Below are 21,285 nucleotides of genomic sequence, written 5' to 3'. Positions count from 1 at the left end.
GGAGTTTTCAGACGCCCTCTTCCAGCACCGTCTCGTCGCCGTGGTGGACGACGACCCGCTCCGGCACGGGCGCCTCGGGGAACGCGACGGCGACCGAGTACGGGTGAGGTTCGGCGACGTCCGAACAGCGGTCGACGTCCGAATCGGGGTCGTCCTCGGCGACGATCCGGAGGCGGAGCGCCCCCTCGTCGAGCGCGGCCTCGAACAGCGTGACGCGGTAGCAGCTCCGGGGTCCGTCGAGGAGCGAGCCAGCCACGACCAGCCGCGGCGGGTCCTCGTTGAGGCGGCGGCGGACCTCGGCGACGTCGTTCCCGCCGCCGGGAGCGTCGATCTCGCCGTCGTACTCGCGCCGGAACGTCACGTCGGCGCCGTCGATTTCGGTGGGGTCGTCGGTCCACGGCGGCGTGGGACAACCCGCGACGGAGGCGGTCGAAGCGGCGGCCGCGGACGCGAGGAGGGCTCTGCGGCGCATACTGAAGGCGACGCGGACTGGCGGGAAATGTCTTGTGCGCCGGTCGGGGTGTGGAGCCGCGTCGCGCGCGGTCGGCCGCCACCGCCGCATCCGAAACCACTATCCCCGATCCGGCGAACTTCCCCACATGGACTGGCCACACGACCCCGACGGCGAGCAGGGGAGCGAGGGCATGCGGCAGTACGGCCACGCCGTGCTCGCGAAGAAGATCGACGAGGAGGAGGACTTCCCGCTCACGGCGGCGGAGTACGTCGAGCAGTACGGCGACCACCCGATCCGGATCGACTTCGAGACGGTCGTCTCCGTCGAGGAGATCTTCGAGCACGTCGAGAAGGAGGAGTTCGCGGACTTCGTCGAGTTCCACCAGGAACTCGGCCGGGCGATGCGCGAGAACGGCTACTGGTTCTACGAGGGCGCCGACCAGTTCGTCGACGGCAGCGCATAGGACGCGCTTTTTGATCGCAGGGTCGTTCTCTCCGAGGAATCCTCAAGAGCTCGCTTGGAAATGGCTGCTGGCGGAACGACGACCACTGCCTCCAGAGCCCCGGCCGTTCAGTTATAAATGACTGACGGTGAATCGGCGACGAATACCTCCAAATCCCCAGCCGGGAGGCGGGCGCACGCTCGCTGCGCTCCTCACTCGGTCGCTACCGCTCCCTCGTTGCGGTGCTTGCGTCGCCTGCGCCCGCCTCCCGGCTGCCCATTTGAGTCCCGCCCCGGTTCGCACCGCAACCGCAGCCTCACACCTCCCCAGCCTCGCCGCTCGCTCCCTCCGGTCGCTCGCGGCGTCCCTCGCGCGTGCTCCTCGCGGCCTCCGCTTCGCTCCGGCCGCTCGCAGGCACGCGCCACCGCAGTTCGGTTGTAAGTGTCGCAGCTGTCGTTCGGATCTCGTCGGACGGAATCGGCGCGGTCGAGTCGATCGCCCGGTCAACCCTCGACTCTTTTAAGAACTCCCGGGGCGAGCGACCCATCATGGACAACGAGCGGATCGCCGTCCTCGCCCACGAGAAGTTCCCCGACCGCGCGAAGACCGCACTCGGCGTGCTGCGCTACGGCGACCAGGAGGTGTGCGCCGTCCTCGACCGCGACCGCGCCGGCGACCGCGTGGCGGACCACGTCGCCGACGTCTCCGACGCGCCGATCGTCTCGTCGTTCGCGGACGCGCACGCCGCGGCCGACGGCGACCTCGACGCCTTATACATCGGTATCGCGCCGATCGGCGGCGGCTTCGACGAGTCGTGGCGCGCGGACGTCGAGGCCGCGATCGAGGCCGGCTGCGACGTGGTGAGCGGCCTCCACTACTTCCTGAACGAGGACGAGGAACTGGCCGCGCTGGCCGCCGAACACGGCGTCGATCTCATCGACGTGCGGAAGCCCGACGACGACCTCAGCGTGGCGACCGGGGCGTCCGGCGACGTGGACGCCGACGTGGTGCTCACGGTCGGGACCGACTGCTCGGTCGGGAAGATGACCGCCTCGCTGGAGATCGTCGCCGCCGCCCGCGAGCGCGGCATCGACGCCGCGTTCGTCCCCACCGGACAGACCGGGATCATGATCGCCGGCTGGGGGAACCCGATCGACCGCGTCGTCTCCGACTTCACCGCAGGCGCCGTCGAGGAGATGCTCGTCGCGGTCGGCGACGACCACGACCTGCTCGTCGTCGAGGGGCAGGGGAGCATCGTCCACCCCGCCTACTCGGCCGTCACCTGCGGCATCCTCCACGGGTCGATGGCGGACGGCCTCGTCCTCTGTCACGCTGCGGGCCGCGAGGCCGTCCACGGCTACGAGTCGTTCGACCTCCCGCCGCTGGCCGACTACGTCGACCTCTACGAGGACCTCGCGGCGCCCGTCCGCGAGACCGCGGTCGTCGCCGGCGCGCTCAACACGAAGGACGTGAGCGACGACGCGGCCGCCGCCGAGGCCGTGACCGAGTTCGGCGACGCGGTCGGCGTCCCGGCCGCCGACCCCGTCCGCGACGGCGCGGAGCGGATCGTGGACGGAATCGTCGACGCGGGGCTCGGCGGCCGATGAGCCTCGACGCCGAGTTCGAGCGGGTCTCGCTACCGCTCGACGACCCGTTCACCATCTCGCGGGGGACGCAGACCGAGGCGGAGAACGTGGTCGTTCGGATCACGGACGAGGCGGGAATGACCGGGGTCGGCGGGGCTGCGCCGTCGGCGCACTACGGCGAGACGGCCGACACCGTGACCGCGGTGCTGCCGGCGCTCCTCGATGCGGTCGAGCGCGTCGGCGACCCCCACGCGAATCGCGAGATCGAGTCCGAGCTCCGGGAGGTGGTGAACGGCAACCCCGCCGCCCGCTGCGCCGTCTCGATCGCCGTCCACGACCTCGCGGCGAAGCGGCTCGGCGTGCCGCTCTACCGCCTGTGGGGCCTCGACCCGAGCGACGCGCCGAAGACCTCGTTCACGGTCGGGCTCGACGAGACCGACCGCGTGCGCGAGAAGGCGGCCGACGCCGTCGCGGCCGGGTACGACGTGTTGAAGATCAAGCTCGGCACGGACCGCGACCGCGAGCTGATCGACGCGGTCCGCGACGCCGCGCCCGACGCCCGGCTCCGCGTCGACGCCAACGAGGCGTGGACGCCGAAGGAGGCGGTCGCGAAGAGCGCGTGGCTCGCCGACCGCGACGTGGAGTTCGTCGAGCAGCCGGTCCCCGCCGAGAACCCCGAGGGGCTCCGCTACGTCTACGAGCGGTCCGAGCTCCCGATCGCCGCCGACGAGTCCTGCGTCACCGCGGCGGACGTGCCCGCGATCGCCGACCGTTGCGACATCGCGAACCTGAAGCTGATGAAGGCCGGCGGCCTCCCGGAGGCGCGGCGACTGATCGCCGCCGCGCGGGCCCACGGCTTAGAGGTGATGTGCGGCTGTATGATCGAGTCGAACGCGTCCATCGCGGCCGCCGCGCAGCTCGCGCCGCTCCTCGATTACGCCGACCTCGACGGCTCGCTGCTGCTCGCCGAGGACCCGTACGCGGGCGTCGACCTGACCGACGGCGAGATCCGACTCGCCGACCAGGACCGCGCGGGGACCGGCGCGCGCCTGGCCTCGGACTGAACAGCTCGGAAACGGGAACCGGAAGGCGGGGACCGCGGGGACCGACCGGGGATCTGACGGGGGACTCAGTTCCGCTGCTCGTCCGCGTCGGACTCCGACTCCTCTAGCTCGACGTCCAGCTCCTCGTCGAGGTCGGCGCTCGAATCACCATCGAGGTCGCTCTCTAACTCGTCGGCGTCGATCTCCGACTCGATGTCCGCCAGCTCGGCGTCGACATCCTCGTCGCTGACGGCGGCGTCGCCGTCGCCGGCCGATTCACCCTTCCCGAGCTCGCCCTTGAGCGTCTCCAGCTCGGCGTCGACCTCGCTGTCCGTCGAGAGGCTCTCAAGCTCGCGGTCGATGCTGTCCTTGTCGGAGAGCGCGTCCTCGAAGGCGCCGGAGTCCTCCAGCTCGTCCATCGCCTCCGCGCGCGCCTCCATCTCCTCGGTGCGCTCCTCGGCGCGCTCGATGGAGCGGCTCACGTCCTCCATCTCGTCGCCGACGCCCGTCATGGCCTCGGAGACGCGAGAGGAGGCCTCGGCCGCCTCGTAGCGCGCCTTCATCGTCTCCTTCTTCGTGCGGAACTCCTCGATGCGGTTCTGGAGCTTGTTCTTCTTCTCGACGAGCTGCTCCTGAGTGTTGTTCAGCTCGGCGATCTGGCCCTCCAGCTCCTCGATCTGGTTCATCTTCGACTTCTTCTTCTCGAGGGCCTTCCGCGCGAGGTCGTCGCGGTCCTGCTGGACCGCCTCGCGGGCCTGGCGGTTGTGCTTCTCGACGTTCTCTTCGAGCTTGCGCTTTTGGATCTCCAGGCGCTTCTTCTGGGTCGTCAGGTCGGCGATCCCCTGCTTGACATCCTGGAGCTCGTCGCGCATCTGTTCGTACGAGTAGTCGAGCGACTCCGTCGGGTCTTCGGCCCGGTTGAGGAGGGCGTTCACCTTCGAGCGGACGACGTAGGAGGCGCGCGAGAGGATTCCCATGTCCCGTCATACGCGTTCCACCCGTTAAAACCTCATGCGGTTCGCGGCGGAGCGACGCGGTTCGCGGCGGGAACGCACGGTCACGGAGACGGCCGCGCGGTCGTCCGGTCGGCCGGACGGAGCCCCGCCCGTCGGCGCTCCCTGAACACTTATCGGGGGCGTCGGTGTAGGCCCGCGCATGGACATCGGCGTGCTGACCGTCCCCCTCGGCGGCGAACCGATCGACGACGCGGCCGCGTACCTCGACGGCCTCGGCGTCGACGCCGTCGAACTCGGCGTCGGCGGCTGGCCCGGCGAGGACCACGTCGACCGCGAGCGGCTCCTCGGCGACGGGGAGGCGCGCGACGAGCTGGTCCGCCTGCTCGACGGGCACGGACTTCGCATCTCCGCGCTGGCGACCCACAACAACCCGCTCCACCCGGACGAGGAGCGGGCCGCGGCGGCCGACCGCGAGCTGCGCGAGGCGATCGAGCTGGCCGACCTGCTCGGCGTCGAGACGGTGACCTGCTTCTCCGGGCTCCCCGCGGGCGCGCCCGGCGACTCGACGCCGAACTGGGTGACCGCGCCGTGGCCGACGGAGCACGCCGACGCGCTCGACTACCAGTGGGACGAGGTGGCGGTCCCGTACTGGCGCGACCTGGCGAAACACGCCGCGCATCACGGCGTCGACGTGGCGATCGAGATGCACCCGAACATGCTCGTCTACGAGCCGACCGGGATGGCCGCGCTGCGCGAGGCGACGAACGAGCGGATCGGCGCCAACTTCGACCCCTCACACCTCTACTGGCAGGGGATCGACGTGACCGAGGCGATCCGGTTCCTGGGCGAGCGCGACGCGATCCACCACGTCCACGCGAAGGACACGCGGGTGTACGAGGCCAACTCGCGCGTGAAGGGGGTCCTCGACACGACGGGCTACGCCGAGGAGGCCGACCGCTCGTGGCTGTTCCGCTCGATCGGCTACGGGCACGGCGAGGAGCACTGGAAGGACGTGGTCTCGACGCTGCGGATGGTCGGCTACGAGGGCGCGCTGTCGATCGAACACGAGGACTCGCTCACCTCGGCGCGCGAGGGGTTAGAGAAGGCGGTCGACGTGCTCGACCGCGCCGTCTTCGAGACGGAGCCGGGCGACGCCTACTGGGCGGAGTGAGGCGGCGACCGAGGAATCCAACAATGACCGACGAACCACTGCGGATCGGCGTACTGGGGTATCGATTCATGGGCAAGGCGCACGCGAACGCGCTGGCGCGGCTCCCGATGTTCTTCCCGGACGCGCCCGAGGTCGAGCGGCACACGCTCGTCGGGCGCGACGAGGAAGCGCTGGCCGAGGCGGCGGAGCGGTTCGGCTTCGCGAACACCGCGACCGACTGGGAGGCGGTGATCGACGAGGTGGACGCCTTCTACAACCTCGGGCCGAACCACGTCCACGCCGAGCCGTCGATCGCGGCCCTCGAGGCCGGGGTCCCCGTCCTCTGTGAAAAGCCGCTCGCGCCGACGGTCGAGGAGGCGGCGGCGATGCGCGACGCCGCCGCGGCGACGGGCGTCACCGCGGGGACCGCGTTCAACTACCGGTTCGTCCCCGCGATCCGGCACGCGAAGCGGCTGATCGAGGACGGCGAACTCGGCGAGATCCGACAGGTCCGCGGGCGGTACCTCCAGGACTGGCTCGTCGACCCCGAGGCGCCGTGGGCGTGGCGGATGGACGCCGAGATGGCGGGGTCGGGCGCGCTCGGCGACCTCGGCGCGCACACCATCGACCTCGCGAACTTCCTCGTCGGCGACCGCGTCGGCGAGATCGAGCGCGTGTCGGGGCGCCTGACGACGTTCACCGACGAGCGCCCGGTCTACGACGACGACGGCAACGTCGCGGAGTACCGCGACGTGACCGTCGACGACGCGTACGGCGCGCAGGTCGCTTACGAGTCCGGCGCGACCGGGACCTTCGAGGCGAGCCGCGTCGCCGCGGGCCACAAGAACGACCACACGGTCGCGGTCCACGGGACGGAGGGGAGCCTGAAGTTCTCCTTGGAGCGACTCAACGAACTGGAGGTCCTCCGCGAGGGGAACCGCGGCTACGAGACGGTGTTGGTCACCGAGGAGTCGGACCCGTACGTCGACCGCTGGTGGCCCCCCGGACACGTGATCGGGTGGGAGCACACGTTCGTCCACGAGAGCTACGAGTTCCTCTCGGCGGTCGCCGAGGGGCGGTCGTTCGAGCCGTCGTTCGAGGACGGCTACGAGGTCCAGAAAGTCCTCGCGGCGATCCAGCGCGCCGACGAGCGCGGCGAACGGGTCGCGGTCGAGTGAGCGGTCGGGGACGGGCGCCGCCCCGAAGTCGAGCGACGATCGGTCTCAGACGCCCACGGCCCCGCCCGCGGCGCCCCCGTTCTCCTCGCTCCACTCCTGTATCGCGGAGTCCTCGCCGTTGTAGCTGCCGAGCGTCTCGCGGGTGTCGAACGCCACGGGCTCCCAGACGACCTCGAAGTTCTCGTTGCCGGTCGCGTTGGGCACGACGACCTGATCGCCCGGTCTGACGATCCCGTCGCCGGGCCACGCGCCGAACTGGACGTTGCCGTCCGGGTCCTCGCCGCGGACGTACAGCTCCTCGGCCGGGACCGGCTCGGGACCGAGCGCGACGACGACGAGGGAGCCGTTCTGCTGTTGCCCCTCGAACTCGGCGTCCGGCGGGGCGACGCCGTCGATGAGTCCGAACACCGCCGCGCCGACGAGCGCGAGCAGCAGCACGACGACCCCGACCAGCAGACCCGTCCCCGCCAACGGGGTGAACCCTCGCTCGTCGGTGCTGAACGCGGCCATTCGAGCGACAGTCAGAGAGGGCCGATATAAGGGTTTGCGCGCCGCGTATCAGCGCTGATAAGTTCGGCGGCGGCCTCCCGAACGCGCGGGCCGACTCCGCGGACGGGACCGAACCGGAAACGGGTTATTCCGCGCGGTCGAACTACCCGCGTGACCTCTCGGATGAGCGGTTCGTCGGGCGGTCGGCCCCGCGGCCCGCGGGGGATAGCGCGGACGTGGGCCGAGGTGCTCGTCCGGCCGCGGCGGGCGTTCGCGAACGGGATCACGCCCGGCGACCAGGCGCCCGCGCTGACGTTCGCGGTGGCGGTCGCCGCGGCGTTCACGCTCGGGTGGATCGCGTCGGACCCCGCCGCGATGCCCGCCGTCGTCCCCTCCTCCCCCCTGCTCTCGCAGGCCGTGGTCTTCCTCGTCGTGGTCGCGCTGGCGGCGCCGGTCGGCCTCCACCTGACCGCGGCGGCGGCGACCGTCGCCGTCGTCGTCGCGAGCGTCGAGATCGCCGACGGACATTTCGCCCTGCGGGACCGCGGGGGCGTGAGCGAGACGGTTCAGGCCGTGGCGTACGCGAGCTCGCCGATGGCGCTGGCCGGCCCAGTGATCCCGGAGCTCAGGGTCGCCTGCGGCGCGTACGCGGCGGTGCTTCTGTTCGTCGGGTTCCGTGAAGTCCACGGGCTGGGACCGCTCCGGACGGCCGTCGCCGCGGTGCCGCCGGCCGCGCTCGGCTACGGGGTCGGCTACCGCGCCGTGGCCGCCGCGCGAACGCTGCTCGGCGCGTGACGCGCCGGGCGCTCGCGCCGCCGCCAGCGGGCTTTCGACAACCGTTTTAGGCCCGAGACTCTCGGTGTACTCAAATGGGATCCTGTATCATCTGTGGCACCGACGTCGGGGGCGGTCGCGTCTGCGACTCGCACCAGGAGGACGTCGTGTTCGATTTCCGCGGCGACTCCCCCGAAGACCTGGTTCCGAGCCGGTTCTACCGGGGGGTCGTCGACGGGTACGCCGAGTTCGGCGTGTTCGTCGACCTCGCGCCGGGCGTCACCGGGCTGCTCCACCGCTCCGAGCTCGACCGCCGGCTCGACAGCCTCAGCTGGGAGCCGGGCGACGACGTGTTCGTCCAGGTGAAGGGCGTCCGCGACAACGGCAACGTCGACCTCGCGTGGTCGATCCGGCAGGCCGACCGCGAGTTCCGCGGCGTCCTCGTCCAGGAGTCCTCCGGGGAACACCTCCCCGACGAGGACCCGGACGACGACGAGCCGACGACCGATGAGTCCGACGAGAGCGCGGAGCCGACCGACGAGAGCGACGACGAGGCGGCCGAGGAGTCCACCGAGGCCGACGCCGGCACCGAAACGGCGGCGCCGGAAGACGAGGCGCCTGAATCCGCCGAGACCGCCGAACCCGACGACGAGGCGGAGGGTGACACGGAATCCGCGAACGAGACGGAGGCCGCTGAGCCCGAGACCGACGACGTCGCGACCGCGGACGACGAGGAGACGCCGGAGGCCGAGACCGACGAGGACGACGCGGAACCGGAGCGCGCGTCGATCGCGACGCTCGGGGACGCCGTCGGCGACGTGGTCCGGATCGAGGGCGAGGTCGTCGGCGTCCGTCAGACCGGCGGCCCGACGGTGTTCGAGGTCAGCGACGAGACGGGCGCCGTCGACGTGGCGGCGTTCGTCGAGCCGGGCGTCCGGGCGCACCCGGACGTCGAGGTCGGCGACGCGGTGCGGGTCGACGGGGAAGTCGAGAGCCACCGCGGCGACATCCAGGTCGAGTCAGAGGCGCTCGCCCTCCTCGACGGCGAGGCGGCCGAGGCGGTCCGCCGCCGCCTGGCCGAGGCGCTCACGGACGAGGCGCGGCCGGAGGGCCTCCAGCCGCTGGCCGGCGACGAGACGGTCGCCGAACTCGCCGACGGCCTCCTCGACGCGGCCGAGGCGGTCCGCCGGGCGGTCCTCGAATCGCGGCCGATCGTCGTCCGCCACCCGGCGACCGCCGACGGCTACGTCGCGGGCGCCGCGGTCGAGCGCGCCGTGCTCCCGCTGATCCGCGACGAGCACGCGAAGAGCGACGCCGAGTACCACTACTTCACCCGCCGCCCGCTCGACGAGCCGGTGTACGGGATGGACGCGGCTACCAACGACGCGACGCGGATGCTCCAGGACCGCGACCGCCACGACGAGAAGCTCCCCCTGTTCCTGCTCGTCGGCGCGGGCTCGACGACCGAATCCGCCGACGGCATCGACCTGCTGTCGGTGTACGGGGTCGACGCGGTCGTCGTCGACGCCGCTGTCGCCGACCCCGAGACCCGGGACGCGGTCGACACGCTCGTCTCGCCGGAGCTGTCCGACGTGGGCGGCGACGAGACGCTCTCGACGGGCGCGCTCGTCACCTCGCTGGCGTCGGCGATCAACGGCGAGGTCCGCGAGGACCTGCGGCACCTGCCCGCCGTGAGCTACTGGGCGGACGCCCCCGACCGCTACGTCGACCTCGCCCGCGACGCGGGCTACGACGCCGAGCGCGTCGCGGAGCTCCGCGAGGCCGTCGCGCTGGAGGCGTACTACCAGTCGTACCAGGACAAGCGGGAGCTCATCGCCGACCTCCTGTTCTCGGACGGCGGCAACCTCGCGGCGCACGTCTCCGAGCAGTTCCGCGAGAAGCTGGAGACGGAGGTCCAGACCGCGGACGCGAACGTCGTGACCGAGGCGGTCGACGGCGTCGAGTTCGCGCTGCTCGACACCGACGGCTACACGCACCGCTACGACTTCCCGCCGACGCCGCTGCTGCTCGACGACCTCCACCGGCGCCGCGCCGACGGCGAGCCGTTCGCGACGGTCGGCGTCGGCACCGACGAGCTGTACGTGCGCACGACCGCGGACATCTCCGTCCGCGACGTGGCCGAGCGCGCGGCCGAGCTCGCGCCGAACGCCGACATCGCGACCGCCGGCGTCCGCGAGGGCAAAATCGAGTTCCTCTCCGGCGAGCGCGACGCGGTCGAGGACGCCGTCGTCGCCGCCGTCGCCGAGTCGTTCTGACCTGTCGGGCCGGTTCGGCCCGGGGTCCCCGCTCCCGACCGTCAGCCCGGGCCGAATATGTTCGGTGGTTTTGATTTACGCTTCGCGTAGAACCGACGAGCATCGGATCCGTCGGTAGATTATTGCTGATGTGTGAAACTTCCTCACGTGAGGTGTTACATAATGGCAACACAACCGTCGGAACGGACGCTTCGCGCGGACCTGCTCGGTCGCAACGTGGACTTCAACTACTCGGAGACCTGGCTCGCGTACTCGATGCTCGGACTCCGGGTCGTGATGGCGTGGGTGTTCCTTCAGGCGGGGCTGTCGAAGCTGTTCGAGGGCGGCCTCGCCGACCCGCTCGCGTGGAGCTCGGTCGGGTTCCTCCAGAACGCCGTCGCGGACGCCAACCCGCTCCAGGGGCTGTTCCTCTTCTTCGCGGACTACGCGGCGATCGTCGACCCGATGGTCGTGTTCGGACAGATCCTGATCGGGCTGGCGCTGCTGTTCGGCGTCCTCTTCCGGTTCGCCGCGCTGATGGGCGCGATCATGATGTCGATGTTCTGGACCGCCGCGTGGCAGGGCGGACTCATGGACGGGTTCCCGGTCGCGCACGGCTACTTCGTCGACAGCTCGCTCGTGTACCTGCTGATCCTGTTCGGCCTCGGCGCCTGGGGCGCGGGCCGGATCGTCGGGATCGACCGGGCGTTAGAGGAGACGGAGCTGGTTCGGAACGCGCCGGCGCTCCGGTACCTGCTGGGGTGAAGGGACCGGCGCCTCCCGCGGCCGCCGGCGGTCGGCGAGCCGCGGTCCGCCACGGAGATTTTTGCGGCGCGCGATCCGCGCTCAGCGGCGCGTGAACGGGCCGGGCGGGAGGATCAGGTCGTCGAGCTCCGGCCGCTGCTTCACGTTGAACACGACCGACAGCTCGTCGGTCAGCGGGTAGCCGTTACAGGAGAGCCGGAAGCCGCGCTCGGCCAAGTCCTCGGGCATGATGTGGTCGGTCGGCTGCGAGAGCTCCCCCTCCGCGAGGTACACCGCGCAGTTCGCGCAGGCGCCGCCGCGACAGGAGAAGGGCCACGCGAAGCCGCTCCGCTCGGCCGCCTCTAAGAGGCTCTCGTCGGGGTGGACCAGCAGCCGACCGTGGGCATCGGGGCCGAGGTCGGCGTGGCCGGCCTTCCGGAACAGCTCGTCGTCGTCGAGCGACCAGCCGTAGTCGACGACGGCCTCGTAGTCGAGGAACTCGACGCGGGTCGAGGCGGGCTCGCGCGCGTCCTCCCCCTTCGTGAGGTCCACGTCCGCCGGGTCGGCCCGGTCGTCGCCCCCGTCGCCGTCCCCGTCGCGCTCGGACAGCTCCCGGTAGGCGCGACGCACGAGCTGGAACTCGTCGATCGAACCGCCCTGGTCCGGGTGCGCCCGCTTGACGCGCTCGCGGTAGGCCCGTTCGATCGCGTCGTCGTCGGCGTCCTCGTCAACCTCCAACACCTCGAACGGGGAGACCATTCAGACGGGAGTCCGTACGCGCGTGACGCACATAAACTGCCCAGAAGTCGGCAGGCGGGTCCCGGGGGCGTGCGGGAGGCGGACCGGACGCAGGGGAGACGGACCGGGCGCAGGGGAGACGGACCGGTGGGCGTTTAATAGCGGCGCGCCCCAGTGACCGACGATGGGAAACGCCGACCTGCGCGACCTCGCGTCGATCCGCGACGTCCCCTTCGCGGACATCGAGGGGAGCGTCGTCGCCGTCGACGCGCACAACTGGCTGTACCGCTACCTCACGACCACGGTCAAGTGGACGAGCGACGAGAAGTACACGACGGCCGACGGCGTCGAGGTCGCGAACCTCATCGGGGTCGTCCAGGGGCTCCCGAAGTTCTTCGAACACGACCTGATCCCGGTGATGGTGTTCGACGGCGCCGTCACCGACCTGAAGGCCGACGAGGTGGCCGAACGGCGCGAGAAGCGCGAGGCGGCCGAGGAGCGCAGGGCCGCCGCCGAGGAGCGCGGCGACGCAGTCGAGGCAGCGCGCCTGGAGGCCCGCACCCAGCGGCTCACGGACACGATCCAGGAGACGACCCGCGAGCTGCTCGAACTGCTCGACGTACCGATCGTCGAGGCGCCCGCGGAGGGGGAAGCGCAGTGCGCGCACATGGCCGCGACCGGGACCGTCGACCACGCGGGCAGCGAGGACTACGACACCCTGCTGTTCGGCGCGCCGACGACGCTCCGCCAGCTGACGAGCAAGGGCGACCCGGAGCTGATGGACCTGGCGGCGACGCTCGACGACCTCGGACTGGACCGCCAGGGCCTCGTCGACGCCGCGATGCTCTGCGGGACCGACTTCAACGAGGGGGTCCGCGGGATCGGTCCGAAGACGGCGGTGAAGGCGGTCCGGGAACACGGCGACCTGTGGGGCGTCCTCGAGGCGCGCGGCGCCGAGATCCAGAACGCCGAGGCGGTCCGAGAGCTCTTCATGGACCCCCCGGCCGAGGACGTCGCGGTCGACGCCGACGTGAACCCGGACGTCGAGGCCGCCCGCGAGTACGTCGTCGACGAGTGGGGCGTCGCCGCGGACGAGGTCGAGCGCGGGTTCGAGCGCATCGCGGAGTCGCAGGTCCAGACCGGGCTCGACCGCTGGACCTGACGGGGCGGCGCGACGCGGGTTCGGCCCGGCGTTCCCCCGCTCGACCGCCGCGAACACACCTTTTATTTCCTCGTCGCCGGAAGGGTGATTCACACGTGTCGCGGACCGCCACCCGATCGCGGACGCCGCCCGCAGCCGACCGACGGGTCGCCCCCGGCGACGGCGCTGACGGCCCGGCGCCCTCGCGGCCAGGCCTCCGAGCGGACCGCGGCGACCCTGACCAATGAGCTTCGACGTTCCCGACGACAGACGGTACCTGGAATCGCACGAGTGGGCGACGACCGGCGGCGACACGGTCCGGATCGGCGTCTCCGACTTCGCGCAAGACGAGCTGGGCGACGTGGTGTTCGTCGAACTCCCCGAGGTCGGCGACGAGGTCGCCGGCGGCGAGTCGTTCGGCGTCGTCGAGTCGATCAAGGCCGTCTCCGACCTGTACGCGCCCGTCTCGGGCGAGGTCGTCGCGGTCAACGAGGCCCTGTTCGACCGCCCGGAACTCGTCAACGAGGACCCGTACGGCGAGGGCTGGATGCTGGAGGTCGCCCCCGCCGCGGACGGCGACGCCGACGGCCTGCTCGACGCCGACGAGTACGACGACCAGATCGCGTGACGCCGGGGGTTCCCCGGCGCGCGGACCGCGGACACCGGACCACACACCCATCCGACACACGACCATGACCACGCCACCTTCCCACGTTACCGCACCCGCGAACCGACGAGTCGCGCCCGGACGGGCCACCGGCGGACGGCCGAACGACCGCGGACGAGGCGAGACGCACCGATGAGCCGGGCGAACGGCACGCCGTACGCGCCCCACACCGACGAAGAGACCGCGGCGATGCTGGCCGAGATCGGCGTCGACGACGAGGAGGCCCTGTTCGACATCCCCGACGCCGTCGCCTTCGACGGCGAGTTCGGCATCGATCCCCGGACGGAACGCGAGATCCGCGACGAGTGCGCGCGGATCTTCGCCCGGAACGACGACCTGACCGAGTTCCTCGGCCGGGGCCACTACGGCCACTACGTCCCGAGCGTCGTCGACCACCTCGCGGACCGCGCCGAGTTCCTCACGAGCTACACCCAGTACCAGCCGGAGGTGTCCCAGGGGTTCCTCCAGGCGCTCTTCGAGTACCAGTCGATGCTGGTCGAGCTGACCGGCCTCGACGTCGCGAACTGCTCGATGTACGACGCCGCGACCGCGCTCGGCGAGGCCGCGACGCTCGCGGACCGCGTCCGGTCGACCTCGGGCGACACCGTCCTCGTCCCCGAGCAGCTCCGCGAGGGGAAGCGGGCGGTGCTGGAGAACTACTGCGACGGCGCCGACCTCACGGTCGAGACGTATCCGATGGCCGACGGGACCGCCGACGTCGACGCCCTCGCGGACCGCGCGGGCGACGACGTGGCGATGCTGTACGCCGAGAGCCCGACCGTCCGCGGCTGCATCGAGGAGCGGCTCGCGGCGATCGGCGACCTCGCCGACGAGACGGACGCGCTGTTCGTCCTCGGCTCGGACGTGGTCGCGCTGTCGGTCCTCGAGTCGCCGGCCGCGGTCGGCGCCGACGTGGTCGTCGGCGAGGCGGGGTCGCTGGGCCTCCCGACCGCCTACGGCATGGGGCTGGGGATCTTCGCGTGTAGCGACGACTTCCTGCGGCAGGTCCCCGGCCGGCTCGTCGGCGCGAGCGAAGACGCCGACGGCGACCGCGCGTACACCCTGACGCTCCAGACCCGCGAACAGCACATCCGCAAGGAGCGGGCCACCTCGAACATCTGTACGAACCAGGCGTGGGTCGCGCTCCGCGCGGCGATCCACGCGGCGACGCTCGGGCCCGACGGGCTCGTCGACCTCGCGAACGACTGCGTGCGCGAGGCCGCCGACCTCGCGGACCGGATCGACGGCCTCTCCGGGGCGAAGGCGCCGGTCCACGACCGCCACCACTTCCGGGAGTTCGCGGTGCGCGTCGACCAGCCGGCGCCCGCCGTGGCCGAGGACTTAGAGGCCGAGGGGTTCGCGGTCCACGCGATCGGCGACCACCTGCTTCAGGTGTGCGTCACCGACCTGAACGCCGGGAAGACGGACGGCCTCGTCGCGGCCTTCGAGGAGGTGCTCTGATGATCCACGACCAGGCGAACTACGAGCGAGAGGCGGAGGGCGTCCGCGAGCCGCTGCTCTCGGAGAAGGGGCAAGAGACGGTCGACGTGCGCGAGGACTCCCCGCTTCCCGACGACCTCACCCGCGAGGAGCTGACGCTGCCGAACCCCTCGGAGCCGGAGACGGCGCGCCACTACACCCGGCTCTCGCAGATGAACTGGGCGATCGACGCGGGGCCGTACCCGCTCGGGAGCTGTACGATGAAGTACAACCCCAAGTTCACCGAGGACGTGGCGGCCGACCCGAACGCGGCGATCCACCCCGACCGCTCCGCGCGCTCCGCGCAGGGGAACTTGGAGCTCCAGTACCGGCTCCAGGAGGCGCTCGCCGAGATCGGCGGGATGGACGCCGTGACGCTCCAGCCCCCGGCGGGCGCCGCCGGCGAGCTCACGGGCATCCTCGTCGCGAAGGCGTACCACGAGCACCACGGCAACGACCGCTCCGAGGTCGTGATCCCGGCGTCCGCCCACGGGACGAACTTCGCGACGGCCGCGACTGCGGGCTACGACGTGGTCGAGCTGCCCTCCGGCGATGACGGCCGCGTCGACCTGGAGGCGCTGGAGGCGGCGGTCGGCGACGACACCGCCGCGCTCATGCTGACGAACCCGAACACCGTCGGGCTCTTCGAGCGCGACATCACGGAGGTAGCCGACATCGTCCACGACGCCGGCGGGCTGCTCTATTACGACGGCGCGAACCTCAACGCGCTGCTCGGGCGCGGCCGCCCCGGCGACATGGGGTTCGACGTGATGCACTACAACGTCCACAAGACGTTCGCGACCCCCCACGGCGGCGGCGGCCCGGGCGCCGGGCCGGTCGGCGTCGTCGACGAGCTGGCGCCGTTCCTCCCCACCCCGCGGGTGCGCGAGACGGACGGCGGGAAGGGGTACGAGCGGTTCGAGCCCGAGCACACGATCGGGAAGGTCCACGGCTTCGCCGGCAACTGGCTCGTGGCGATCAAGGCGTACGCGTACATCGCGCGCCTCGGCGACGAGGGGCTGGCGGACGCGGCCGCGAAGGCCGTCCTCAACGCTAACTACCTCGCCGAGCGGATCGACCTCGACGTGCCCTTCGGCCCGTTCCACCACGAGTTCGCGGCGACCGCCGGCGACCGCGACGCCGCCGACGTGGCCAAGCGCATGCTCGACTTCGGCGTCCACCCGCCGACGACCAAGTGGCCGGAGATGGTGCCGGAGGCGATGCTGACCGAGCCGACCGAGATAGAGGGGCGGTCCTCGCTCGACGACCTCGCGGAGGCGTTCAACCTCGCGTACGCCGACACCGACGAGGCGCTCGACGCGGCGCCGAGCCGGACCGCCGCGAGCCGGATCGACCAGGTCGGCGCCGCGCGGAACCCGCGGCTCTCGTGGCAGGCGCTCGACGGGGAGTAACCGTCGCGACGGACGCGGCGACCGCGGGCCTCAGGGCTCGGTCGCCGCGGACCGGACCGGCTCCTCGCGGTCGGCGGCCTCGAACTCGTCGCCGTCGGACTCGTCGTCGCCGCGCGCGGCCGCGTCGAACTCGTCGCCGTCGAGCGCGACCGCCTCGGCGGGGTCGGTCGCGTCGTCGCCCGCCGTCTCCGGCGGCGAGAAGGGCCCTTCGCCGTCGACGAACCGCCGCATCACACGTCCCTCCGCGCGGTGGAGCGTCTCGCTACAGGTCGACTTCGCGATGTCGTTCGCCGCCGCCAGCTCGGTGAGCGTACACCGCCGCGGGGTGTCGTAGTAGCCGGTCTTGACCGCCTCGAACACTAACTCGCGCTGCGCCTCCGTGAGCGTCCGGTCCGGCTCGTCGCTCCCGGTGGCGGCGACGCCGACCGTCACGCCGTCGGCCGCGAGCCGTCGACCGAACGCCTCGACCCGGTCGCGGTCGCCGACGACGCTCACCGTCGCGCGGCCGTCGACGACCTCGACCGCCGCCGCTATCGGGAGGCCGACCGCCCGCGCCGCGGGGAGGTACGCGGGCGCGCTGCCGACGACCCGGAGCGTGCGAACGTCTCCCCGGCGCTCGACCGCCGTCGCGCGGTCGACCCGGTCGTGCTCGCGGAGCGCCGCCTCGACGCGGTCCCTGTCGGTGCCGCCGACGCGGACGGTCGCGGCCGCCGTCAGGCCCTCGCCGGTCGCACCCGGGCCGTCGTCGTCGGTCGCCGCCGAGCCGTCGACCGCGATCGTCTCCGCGACCCGGAGCGTCGCCGCGGGGACGCGGCGGGAGACGTCCCCGAGCCACGACCCGGTCGGGAGGTCCAACCGCAGTTCCGTTCGGCTCATCGGTTCCACCTCGCTTCCCCCGGCGGACCGGACGCGGTCGCTGAAGCGGGCATCTCCCGTGGAGGTACGGCGGCGGCCGCCGTCGGCGTACCCCTTCATACGTTTCGAGCATAAGTACCCGCGGCCGGGACGACGAGCGCCTCGCGGCGCGCCGCGACCGCGGCACCGAAGCGCTCGGAGCCCGTCGCGATTACGGCACCGAAGGCCCCGGATCGCGCCGCGACCACAGCACCGAAGTCCCCGGCACGCGAGCCGAGGTCCATGGAGACGACAGACGCGTTCATCGGCCTGACCTGCGTCGACTGCGGCGAGACGTTCGACGCGGAGACGGCGACGCACCGCTGTCCCGACTGCGACGGCATCCTCGACCCCGACTACGACTACGACCGGATCGACCCGACGCCGGAGGCGCTCGACGCCCGACCCGACGGGTCGATGTGGCGCTACGACGAACTGCTCCCGTTCCCGGCCGAGGCGGCGGTGTCGCTCGGCGAGGGCGCCACGCCGCTCGTCGAGTGCCCGGCGCTGGCTGACGCGATGGGCGTCGGCCGCGTCCTCCTGAAAGACGAGGGCGCGAACCCCACGGGGACGTTCAAGGACCGCGGGCAGGCGGCCGCGATGACGGCGGCGCGCGAGCACGGCGCGGCGGAGGTCGCGCTGAACAGCGCCGGCAACGCGGGGCAGGCGGCCGCGGCGTACGCGGCCCGCGCGGACCTCGACGCGCACGTGTTCCTCCCCTCCCGGGCGGGGTTCACCCAGAAGGCGATGACGGAGGTCCACGGCGCGGACCTCACCGTCACCGACCCCGTCGACGGCAACTCGCAGATCGGCGACGCGGGGAAGGCGTACGCCGAGGCGATGGACGAGCACCCCGAGTGGTACTCGACGAAGACGTTCGTCACGCCGTACCGCCACGAGGGGAAGAAGACGATGGCGCTGGAGCTCTTGGCGCAGCTCGACTGGGAGGCGCCCGACGGCGTCGTCTACCCGACGGGCGGCGGCGTCGGGCTGGTGGGGATGCACAAGGCGGCGCGGGAGGCGCGCGACCTCGGCTGGACCGACGGGCTGGTCCCGATGTACGCCGCGCAGGCCGCGGGCTGTGCCCCGATCGTGCGCGCCTACGAGTCTGGGGCGGACCGCCACGAGCCGCTCGCGGACGACGAGGTCGACACGGCCTGTAACGGGATCGCGATCCCCGACCCGGGCGCGAGCCACCTCATCTTGGAGGCGGTCCGCGAGTCCGACGGCGGCGCGGTGGCGACGACCGACCGCGAGATCCTCGACGCCGCGATCGAGGTCGCGCGGAGCGAGGGGCTGGAGGTCGGCGCCACCTGCGCGGCCGCGGTCTCCGGGGCGTTCGCGCTCGCCGAGTCCGGCGAGTTCGGCCCAGACGACACCGTCGTCCTGCTGAACACCGGCGCGGGCAACAAGGACGTGGACGCGCTCCGCGCGCACCTCGGCGAGCGCGAGGCCGAGGCGGGCGAATAGCCCCGCGGCGGACGGGCGGGCGAGGAGCCGAACCGGAACCACTACGGCGGGCGGTCGCCACCCCTCGCGCATGGAACTCGGGGTCATCGGACTCGGTCGGATGGGGCAGATCGTCGCGAACCGGTCGCTGGAGGCGGGCCACGACGTGGTCGCGTTCGACCTCTCGGCGGAGGCGACCGCCGAGGCGGCGGCGAACGGCGCGGAGCCGGCCGACTCGGTCGCGGACCTCTGCGAGCGGTTGGACGGGTCGGGCGAGACCGACGGCAAGCGGATCTGGCTGATGGTGCCCGCGGGCGACGCCGTCGACGCCACCCTGGCGGACGTCGAGCCCCACCTCGACGGCGACGACGTGGTCGTCGACGGCGGGAACTCTCACTTCGAGGAGTCGGTCCGCCGCGCCGAGGCGACGGACGCCGCCTACCTCGACTGCGGGACCTCCGGCGGCCCCGCGAGCGCGGAAGCCGGATTCTCCCTGATGGTCGGCGGCCCCGAGTGGGCCTACGAAGCGATGGTCCCGGTCTTCGACGCGGTGGCGACCGGCCCGGACGGCCACGACCGGATGGGCGAGTCCGGCTCGGGCCACTACGTGAAGATGGTCCACAACGGCGTCGAGTACGCGCTGATGCAGGCGTACGGCGAGGGGTTCGAACTGCTCACCGACGGGCGCTACGACCTCGACATGGAGTCGGTCGCGCGCACCTGGAACAACGGCGCCGTGATCCGGTCGTGGCTGCTGGAGCTCTGCGAGGAGGCGTTCCGCGAGGAGGGCTCCGACCTCGGCGACGTGGCGGACCACGTGGCCGGCGGCTCGACGGGGACGTGGACCGTCGAGGAGGCGCTCGAACAGGAGGTGCCCGTCCCGATCATCTACCAGGCGCTCGCGGAGCGGTTCGACTCGCGGAACGAGGGGCGGTTCTCCCGGCGGCTCGCGAACCGCCTCCGGTACGGGTTCGGCCGCCACGAGGTCGCGCGGCGCGACGACGCATAGCCGTCCCGGCGCGCGCGGCGTCGACGCCGCGCGCCGGTGCCCGCACGCGGCGGGACCTCTTCCTCGAACGACACGTATTACTGAAGGCTGGCCGACAGTTCACTCGTGCTCGACCTCGCCTTCAGTCGTCGGCAGTACCTCGTCCGCCTCGCAGACGGTCCCGCGCGGATCCGGGACCTCGTCGACGAGTTCGAGCACTCCAGGTCGACGGTCAACCGCGCGGTCCGGGCCCTCGAAGCCGACCGGCTCGTCGAGCGCGGCGCGGACGGCTACGAGGCGACGTACGCCGGCCGGATCCTCTTGGACACCGTCGACGAGGCGGTCGCGGTCGCGGAGGCGGTCGAGACGGCGAACGGCGTCCTCAACGAGCTCCCGTCGTCGCCGCGGAACCACCGGTTCTTCGCGGACGCCGAGGTGGTGACGATAGCCGAGACGCCGCCGGCGACGGTGTTGTCCCGGCTTCAGCGCGTCGCCGAAGCCGCCGACCGGCTCCGGGGCGCGTCGATCGCCGCCAACGACGAGCGGTTCGTTTCGACGCTGTACCGCCGCACCGTCGTCGAGGAGTCGCTGGCGCTGTCGTACGTCCTGACGGAGTCGGTCACGGACTACCTGGCCGCGGAGAGCCCGGAGCGGGCGCGCGCCATCGTCGAGGCCGAGGTCGGGGTGAGCGTCGTCACCGACCTCCCGTTCGCGTGGTACCTGAGCACCGTCGACGGCCGGACGACGGCGTACCTCGCGATCCACGGCGATAGGGGCAACTTCCTCGGGTACGCCGCGAACGACGACTCGGACGCCGTGGCGTGGCTCGCCGACCTGTTCGAGTCCCACCGCGAGCGCGGCACGCCGCTTGCGGCCTACTACCGGGCGAACGGCGGCGACGCGCTCGCTCCGTAGCGGACATCCCGCCCGAATCTCAGCGCGCGTGAGCCGCGGGAAACGCTTATATGGGTCATGGCAGAGAGTACCACGCATAGAATGTTCGAGCGATTCTCGAGCGGCTACTACCTGGGGGAACTGTACGTGGAACCCCACGGCGGCGAGCGCGCCGTCATCCAGCGGGCGGACCACGAGCACGTCAACGAGCAGCTGTACGCGGACGGCGAGGGCGTCGAACGACTCGACGCCCCGCTCGTCATGAAAGTCGACGGGGGCCACATCCCGGTCGCCGGCGACGACGACGTACCGAGCGGGACGCTCGCGATTCCGCGGGAGCTCGCCGACGAGACGCTCCCGGACCGCCGGAACGTGCTGTTGGCGGACGCGGACCGCGCCGAGAAGCTCCTACGATGGGAGGGGTGGGAGCCGTTCGTGAACGCGTAGGACTACGTGATTGACCCCGTTTTCGCTGATTTCGTCCCCGTGACCGGCTATTTATAAATAGCTGCTGACGGGTCGACGGCGAACACCGCCAAAGCCCCAGCCTCG

Annotated in this window: 20 protein-coding genes and 1 pseudogene; 16 read left to right on the top strand and 5 right to left on the bottom strand. The window is 71.8% G+C overall.

What is annotated here, in order from left to right; translation table 11 throughout:
- Positions 1 to 7: 7 nt before the first annotated feature.
- Positions 8 to 472, bottom strand: a complete 465-nt coding sequence (locus HPS36_RS11140) for a hypothetical protein (protein ID WP_173230190.1) — start codon at positions 470 to 472, stop codon at positions 8 to 10.
- 127 nt (positions 473 to 599) lie between these two features.
- On the opposite strand from HPS36_RS11140, the gene HPS36_RS11135 reads away from it, so the two are divergent.
- From HPS36_RS11135 to HPS36_RS11125, 3 genes are all read left to right on the top strand, one after another.
- On the top strand, positions 600 to 917 hold the full coding sequence (locus tag HPS36_RS11135) for a DUF5785 family protein (protein WP_121562556.1): 318 nt from the start codon (positions 600 to 602) through the stop codon (positions 915 to 917).
- A 527-nt stretch (positions 918 to 1,444) separates the two neighbouring features.
- Positions 1,445 to 2,503 carry a DUF1611 domain-containing protein gene (locus tag HPS36_RS11130; protein ID WP_173230189.1) on the top strand — a complete coding sequence of 353 codons (1,059 nt, stop codon included), beginning with the start codon at positions 1,445 to 1,447 and terminating at the stop codon, positions 2,501 to 2,503.
- Entirely contained in the window at positions 2,500 to 3,546 is a 1,047-nt protein-coding gene (locus tag HPS36_RS11125; protein WP_173230188.1) for a dipeptide epimerase, read from the top strand. Before HPS36_RS11130 ends, HPS36_RS11125 begins: the two co-directional genes overlap by 4 nt.
- Positions 3,547 to 3,611: 65 nt before the next feature.
- On the opposite strand, the gene HPS36_RS11120 is transcribed toward HPS36_RS11125, so the two are convergent.
- Positions 3,612 to 4,502 (bottom strand): PspA/IM30 family protein, encoded by an 891-nt coding sequence (locus HPS36_RS11120; RefSeq protein WP_173230187.1) that lies wholly within the window; start codon positions 4,500 to 4,502, stop codon positions 3,612 to 3,614.
- 178 nt (positions 4,503 to 4,680) lie between these two features.
- Here HPS36_RS11120 and HPS36_RS11115 point away from each other — a divergent pair, with 178 nt between their 5' ends.
- Together HPS36_RS11115 and HPS36_RS11110 are read left to right on the top strand one after the other, a co-directional pair.
- On the top strand, positions 4,681 to 5,652 hold the full coding sequence (locus HPS36_RS11115; RefSeq protein WP_173230186.1) for a sugar phosphate isomerase/epimerase family protein: 972 nt from the start codon (positions 4,681 to 4,683) through the stop codon (positions 5,650 to 5,652).
- Positions 5,653 to 5,675: 23 nt separating this feature from the next.
- A complete protein-coding gene (locus tag HPS36_RS11110; RefSeq protein WP_173230185.1) occupies positions 5,676 to 6,809 on the top strand; it encodes a Gfo/Idh/MocA family protein in 1,134 nt (377 codons plus the stop codon).
- A gap of 45 nt (positions 6,810 to 6,854) precedes the next feature.
- Here the strand turns inward: HPS36_RS11110 and HPS36_RS11105 are convergent, their stop codons facing one another.
- Positions 6,855 to 7,319: a type IV pilin gene (locus tag HPS36_RS11105; RefSeq protein ID WP_137715858.1), complete on the bottom strand. Its 465-nt coding sequence runs from the start codon at positions 7,317 to 7,319 to the stop codon at positions 6,855 to 6,857.
- 162 nt (positions 7,320 to 7,481) lie between these two features.
- On the opposite strand from HPS36_RS11105, the gene HPS36_RS11100 reads away from it, so the two are divergent.
- The 3 genes from HPS36_RS11100 (at position 7,482) to HPS36_RS11090 (ending at position 11,092) form a co-directional block, all read left to right on the top strand.
- A complete protein-coding gene (locus HPS36_RS11100; protein ID WP_173230184.1) occupies positions 7,482 to 8,093 on the top strand; it encodes a YIP1 family protein in 612 nt (203 codons plus the stop codon).
- Positions 8,094 to 8,167: 74 nt separating this feature from the next.
- Complete coding sequence (locus HPS36_RS11095; protein ID WP_173230183.1) at positions 8,168 to 10,348, top strand: DHH family phosphoesterase; 2,181 nt, start codon at positions 8,168 to 8,170, stop codon at positions 10,346 to 10,348.
- A 162-nt stretch (positions 10,349 to 10,510) separates the two neighbouring features.
- Positions 10,511 to 11,092, top strand: a complete 582-nt coding sequence (locus tag HPS36_RS11090; protein ID WP_173230182.1) for a DoxX family protein — start codon at positions 10,511 to 10,513, stop codon at positions 11,090 to 11,092.
- An 81-nt stretch (positions 11,093 to 11,173) separates the two neighbouring features.
- Here the strand turns inward: HPS36_RS11090 and fer are convergent, their stop codons facing one another.
- Positions 11,174 to 11,830 carry a ferredoxin Fer gene (gene fer, locus HPS36_RS11085; RefSeq protein WP_121562566.1) on the bottom strand — a complete coding sequence of 219 codons (657 nt, stop codon included), beginning with the start codon at positions 11,828 to 11,830 and terminating at the stop codon, positions 11,174 to 11,176.
- A gap of 163 nt (positions 11,831 to 11,993) precedes the next feature.
- Here fer and fen point away from each other — a divergent pair, with 163 nt between their 5' ends.
- The 4 genes from fen (at position 11,994) to gcvPB (ending at position 16,508) form a co-directional block, all read left to right on the top strand.
- Entirely contained in the window at positions 11,994 to 12,971 is a 978-nt protein-coding gene (fen, locus tag HPS36_RS11080; protein WP_173230181.1) for a flap endonuclease-1, read from the top strand.
- 223 nt (positions 12,972 to 13,194) lie between these two features.
- Positions 13,195 to 13,578, top strand: coding sequence for a glycine cleavage system protein GcvH (gene gcvH / locus HPS36_RS11075; protein ID WP_173230180.1), 384 nt, complete (start codon positions 13,195 to 13,197; stop codon positions 13,576 to 13,578).
- Positions 13,579 to 13,749: 171 nt separating this feature from the next.
- Positions 13,750 to 15,078, top strand: a complete 1,329-nt coding sequence (gene gcvPA / locus HPS36_RS11070) for an aminomethyl-transferring glycine dehydrogenase subunit GcvPA (protein WP_173230179.1) — start codon at positions 13,750 to 13,752, stop codon at positions 15,076 to 15,078.
- Positions 15,078 to 16,508, top strand: a complete 1,431-nt coding sequence (gene gcvPB, locus HPS36_RS11065) for an aminomethyl-transferring glycine dehydrogenase subunit GcvPB (RefSeq protein WP_173230178.1) — start codon at positions 15,078 to 15,080, stop codon at positions 16,506 to 16,508. Before gcvPA ends, gcvPB begins: the two co-directional genes overlap by 1 nt.
- Before the next feature lie 30 nt (positions 16,509 to 16,538).
- Here the strand turns inward: gcvPB and HPS36_RS11060 are convergent, their stop codons facing one another.
- Complete coding sequence (locus HPS36_RS11060) at positions 16,539 to 17,384, bottom strand: helix-turn-helix domain-containing protein (RefSeq protein ID WP_173230177.1); 846 nt, start codon at positions 17,382 to 17,384, stop codon at positions 16,539 to 16,541.
- Positions 17,385 to 17,645: 261 nt separating this feature from the next.
- On the opposite strand from HPS36_RS11060, the gene HPS36_RS11055 reads away from it, so the two are divergent.
- The 4 genes and pseudogenes from HPS36_RS11055 to HPS36_RS11040 all read left to right on the top strand — a co-directional run bounded on the left by HPS36_RS11055 (position 17,646) and on the right by HPS36_RS11040 (position 21,180).
- The gene (locus HPS36_RS11055) at positions 17,646 to 18,872 is read left to right on the top strand and encodes a threonine synthase (protein WP_173230176.1); all 1,227 of its coding nucleotides are present in this window, start codon (positions 17,646 to 17,648) and stop codon (positions 18,870 to 18,872) included.
- A 49-nt stretch (positions 18,873 to 18,921) separates the two neighbouring features.
- A pseudogene (locus tag HPS36_RS11050) lies at positions 18,922 to 19,860 on the top strand (NADP-dependent phosphogluconate dehydrogenase); the annotation flags it as partial.
- A 105-nt stretch (positions 19,861 to 19,965) separates the two neighbouring features.
- Positions 19,966 to 20,754 carry a MarR family transcriptional regulator gene (locus tag HPS36_RS11045; RefSeq protein WP_173230175.1) on the top strand — a complete coding sequence of 263 codons (789 nt, stop codon included), beginning with the start codon at positions 19,966 to 19,968 and terminating at the stop codon, positions 20,752 to 20,754.
- Between the two features lie 81 nt (positions 20,755 to 20,835).
- Positions 20,836 to 21,180 carry a DUF5802 family protein gene (locus tag HPS36_RS11040; protein WP_121562574.1) on the top strand — a complete coding sequence of 115 codons (345 nt, stop codon included), beginning with the start codon at positions 20,836 to 20,838 and terminating at the stop codon, positions 21,178 to 21,180.
- Positions 21,181 to 21,285: the final 105 nt, after the last annotated feature.

This window comes from Halorubrum salinarum (assembly GCF_013267195.1).
Taxonomy (GTDB): domain Archaea; phylum Halobacteriota; class Halobacteria; order Halobacteriales; family Haloferacaceae; genus Halorubrum; species Halorubrum salinarum.
This window is presented reverse-complemented; position numbering and strand designations above follow the sequence as displayed.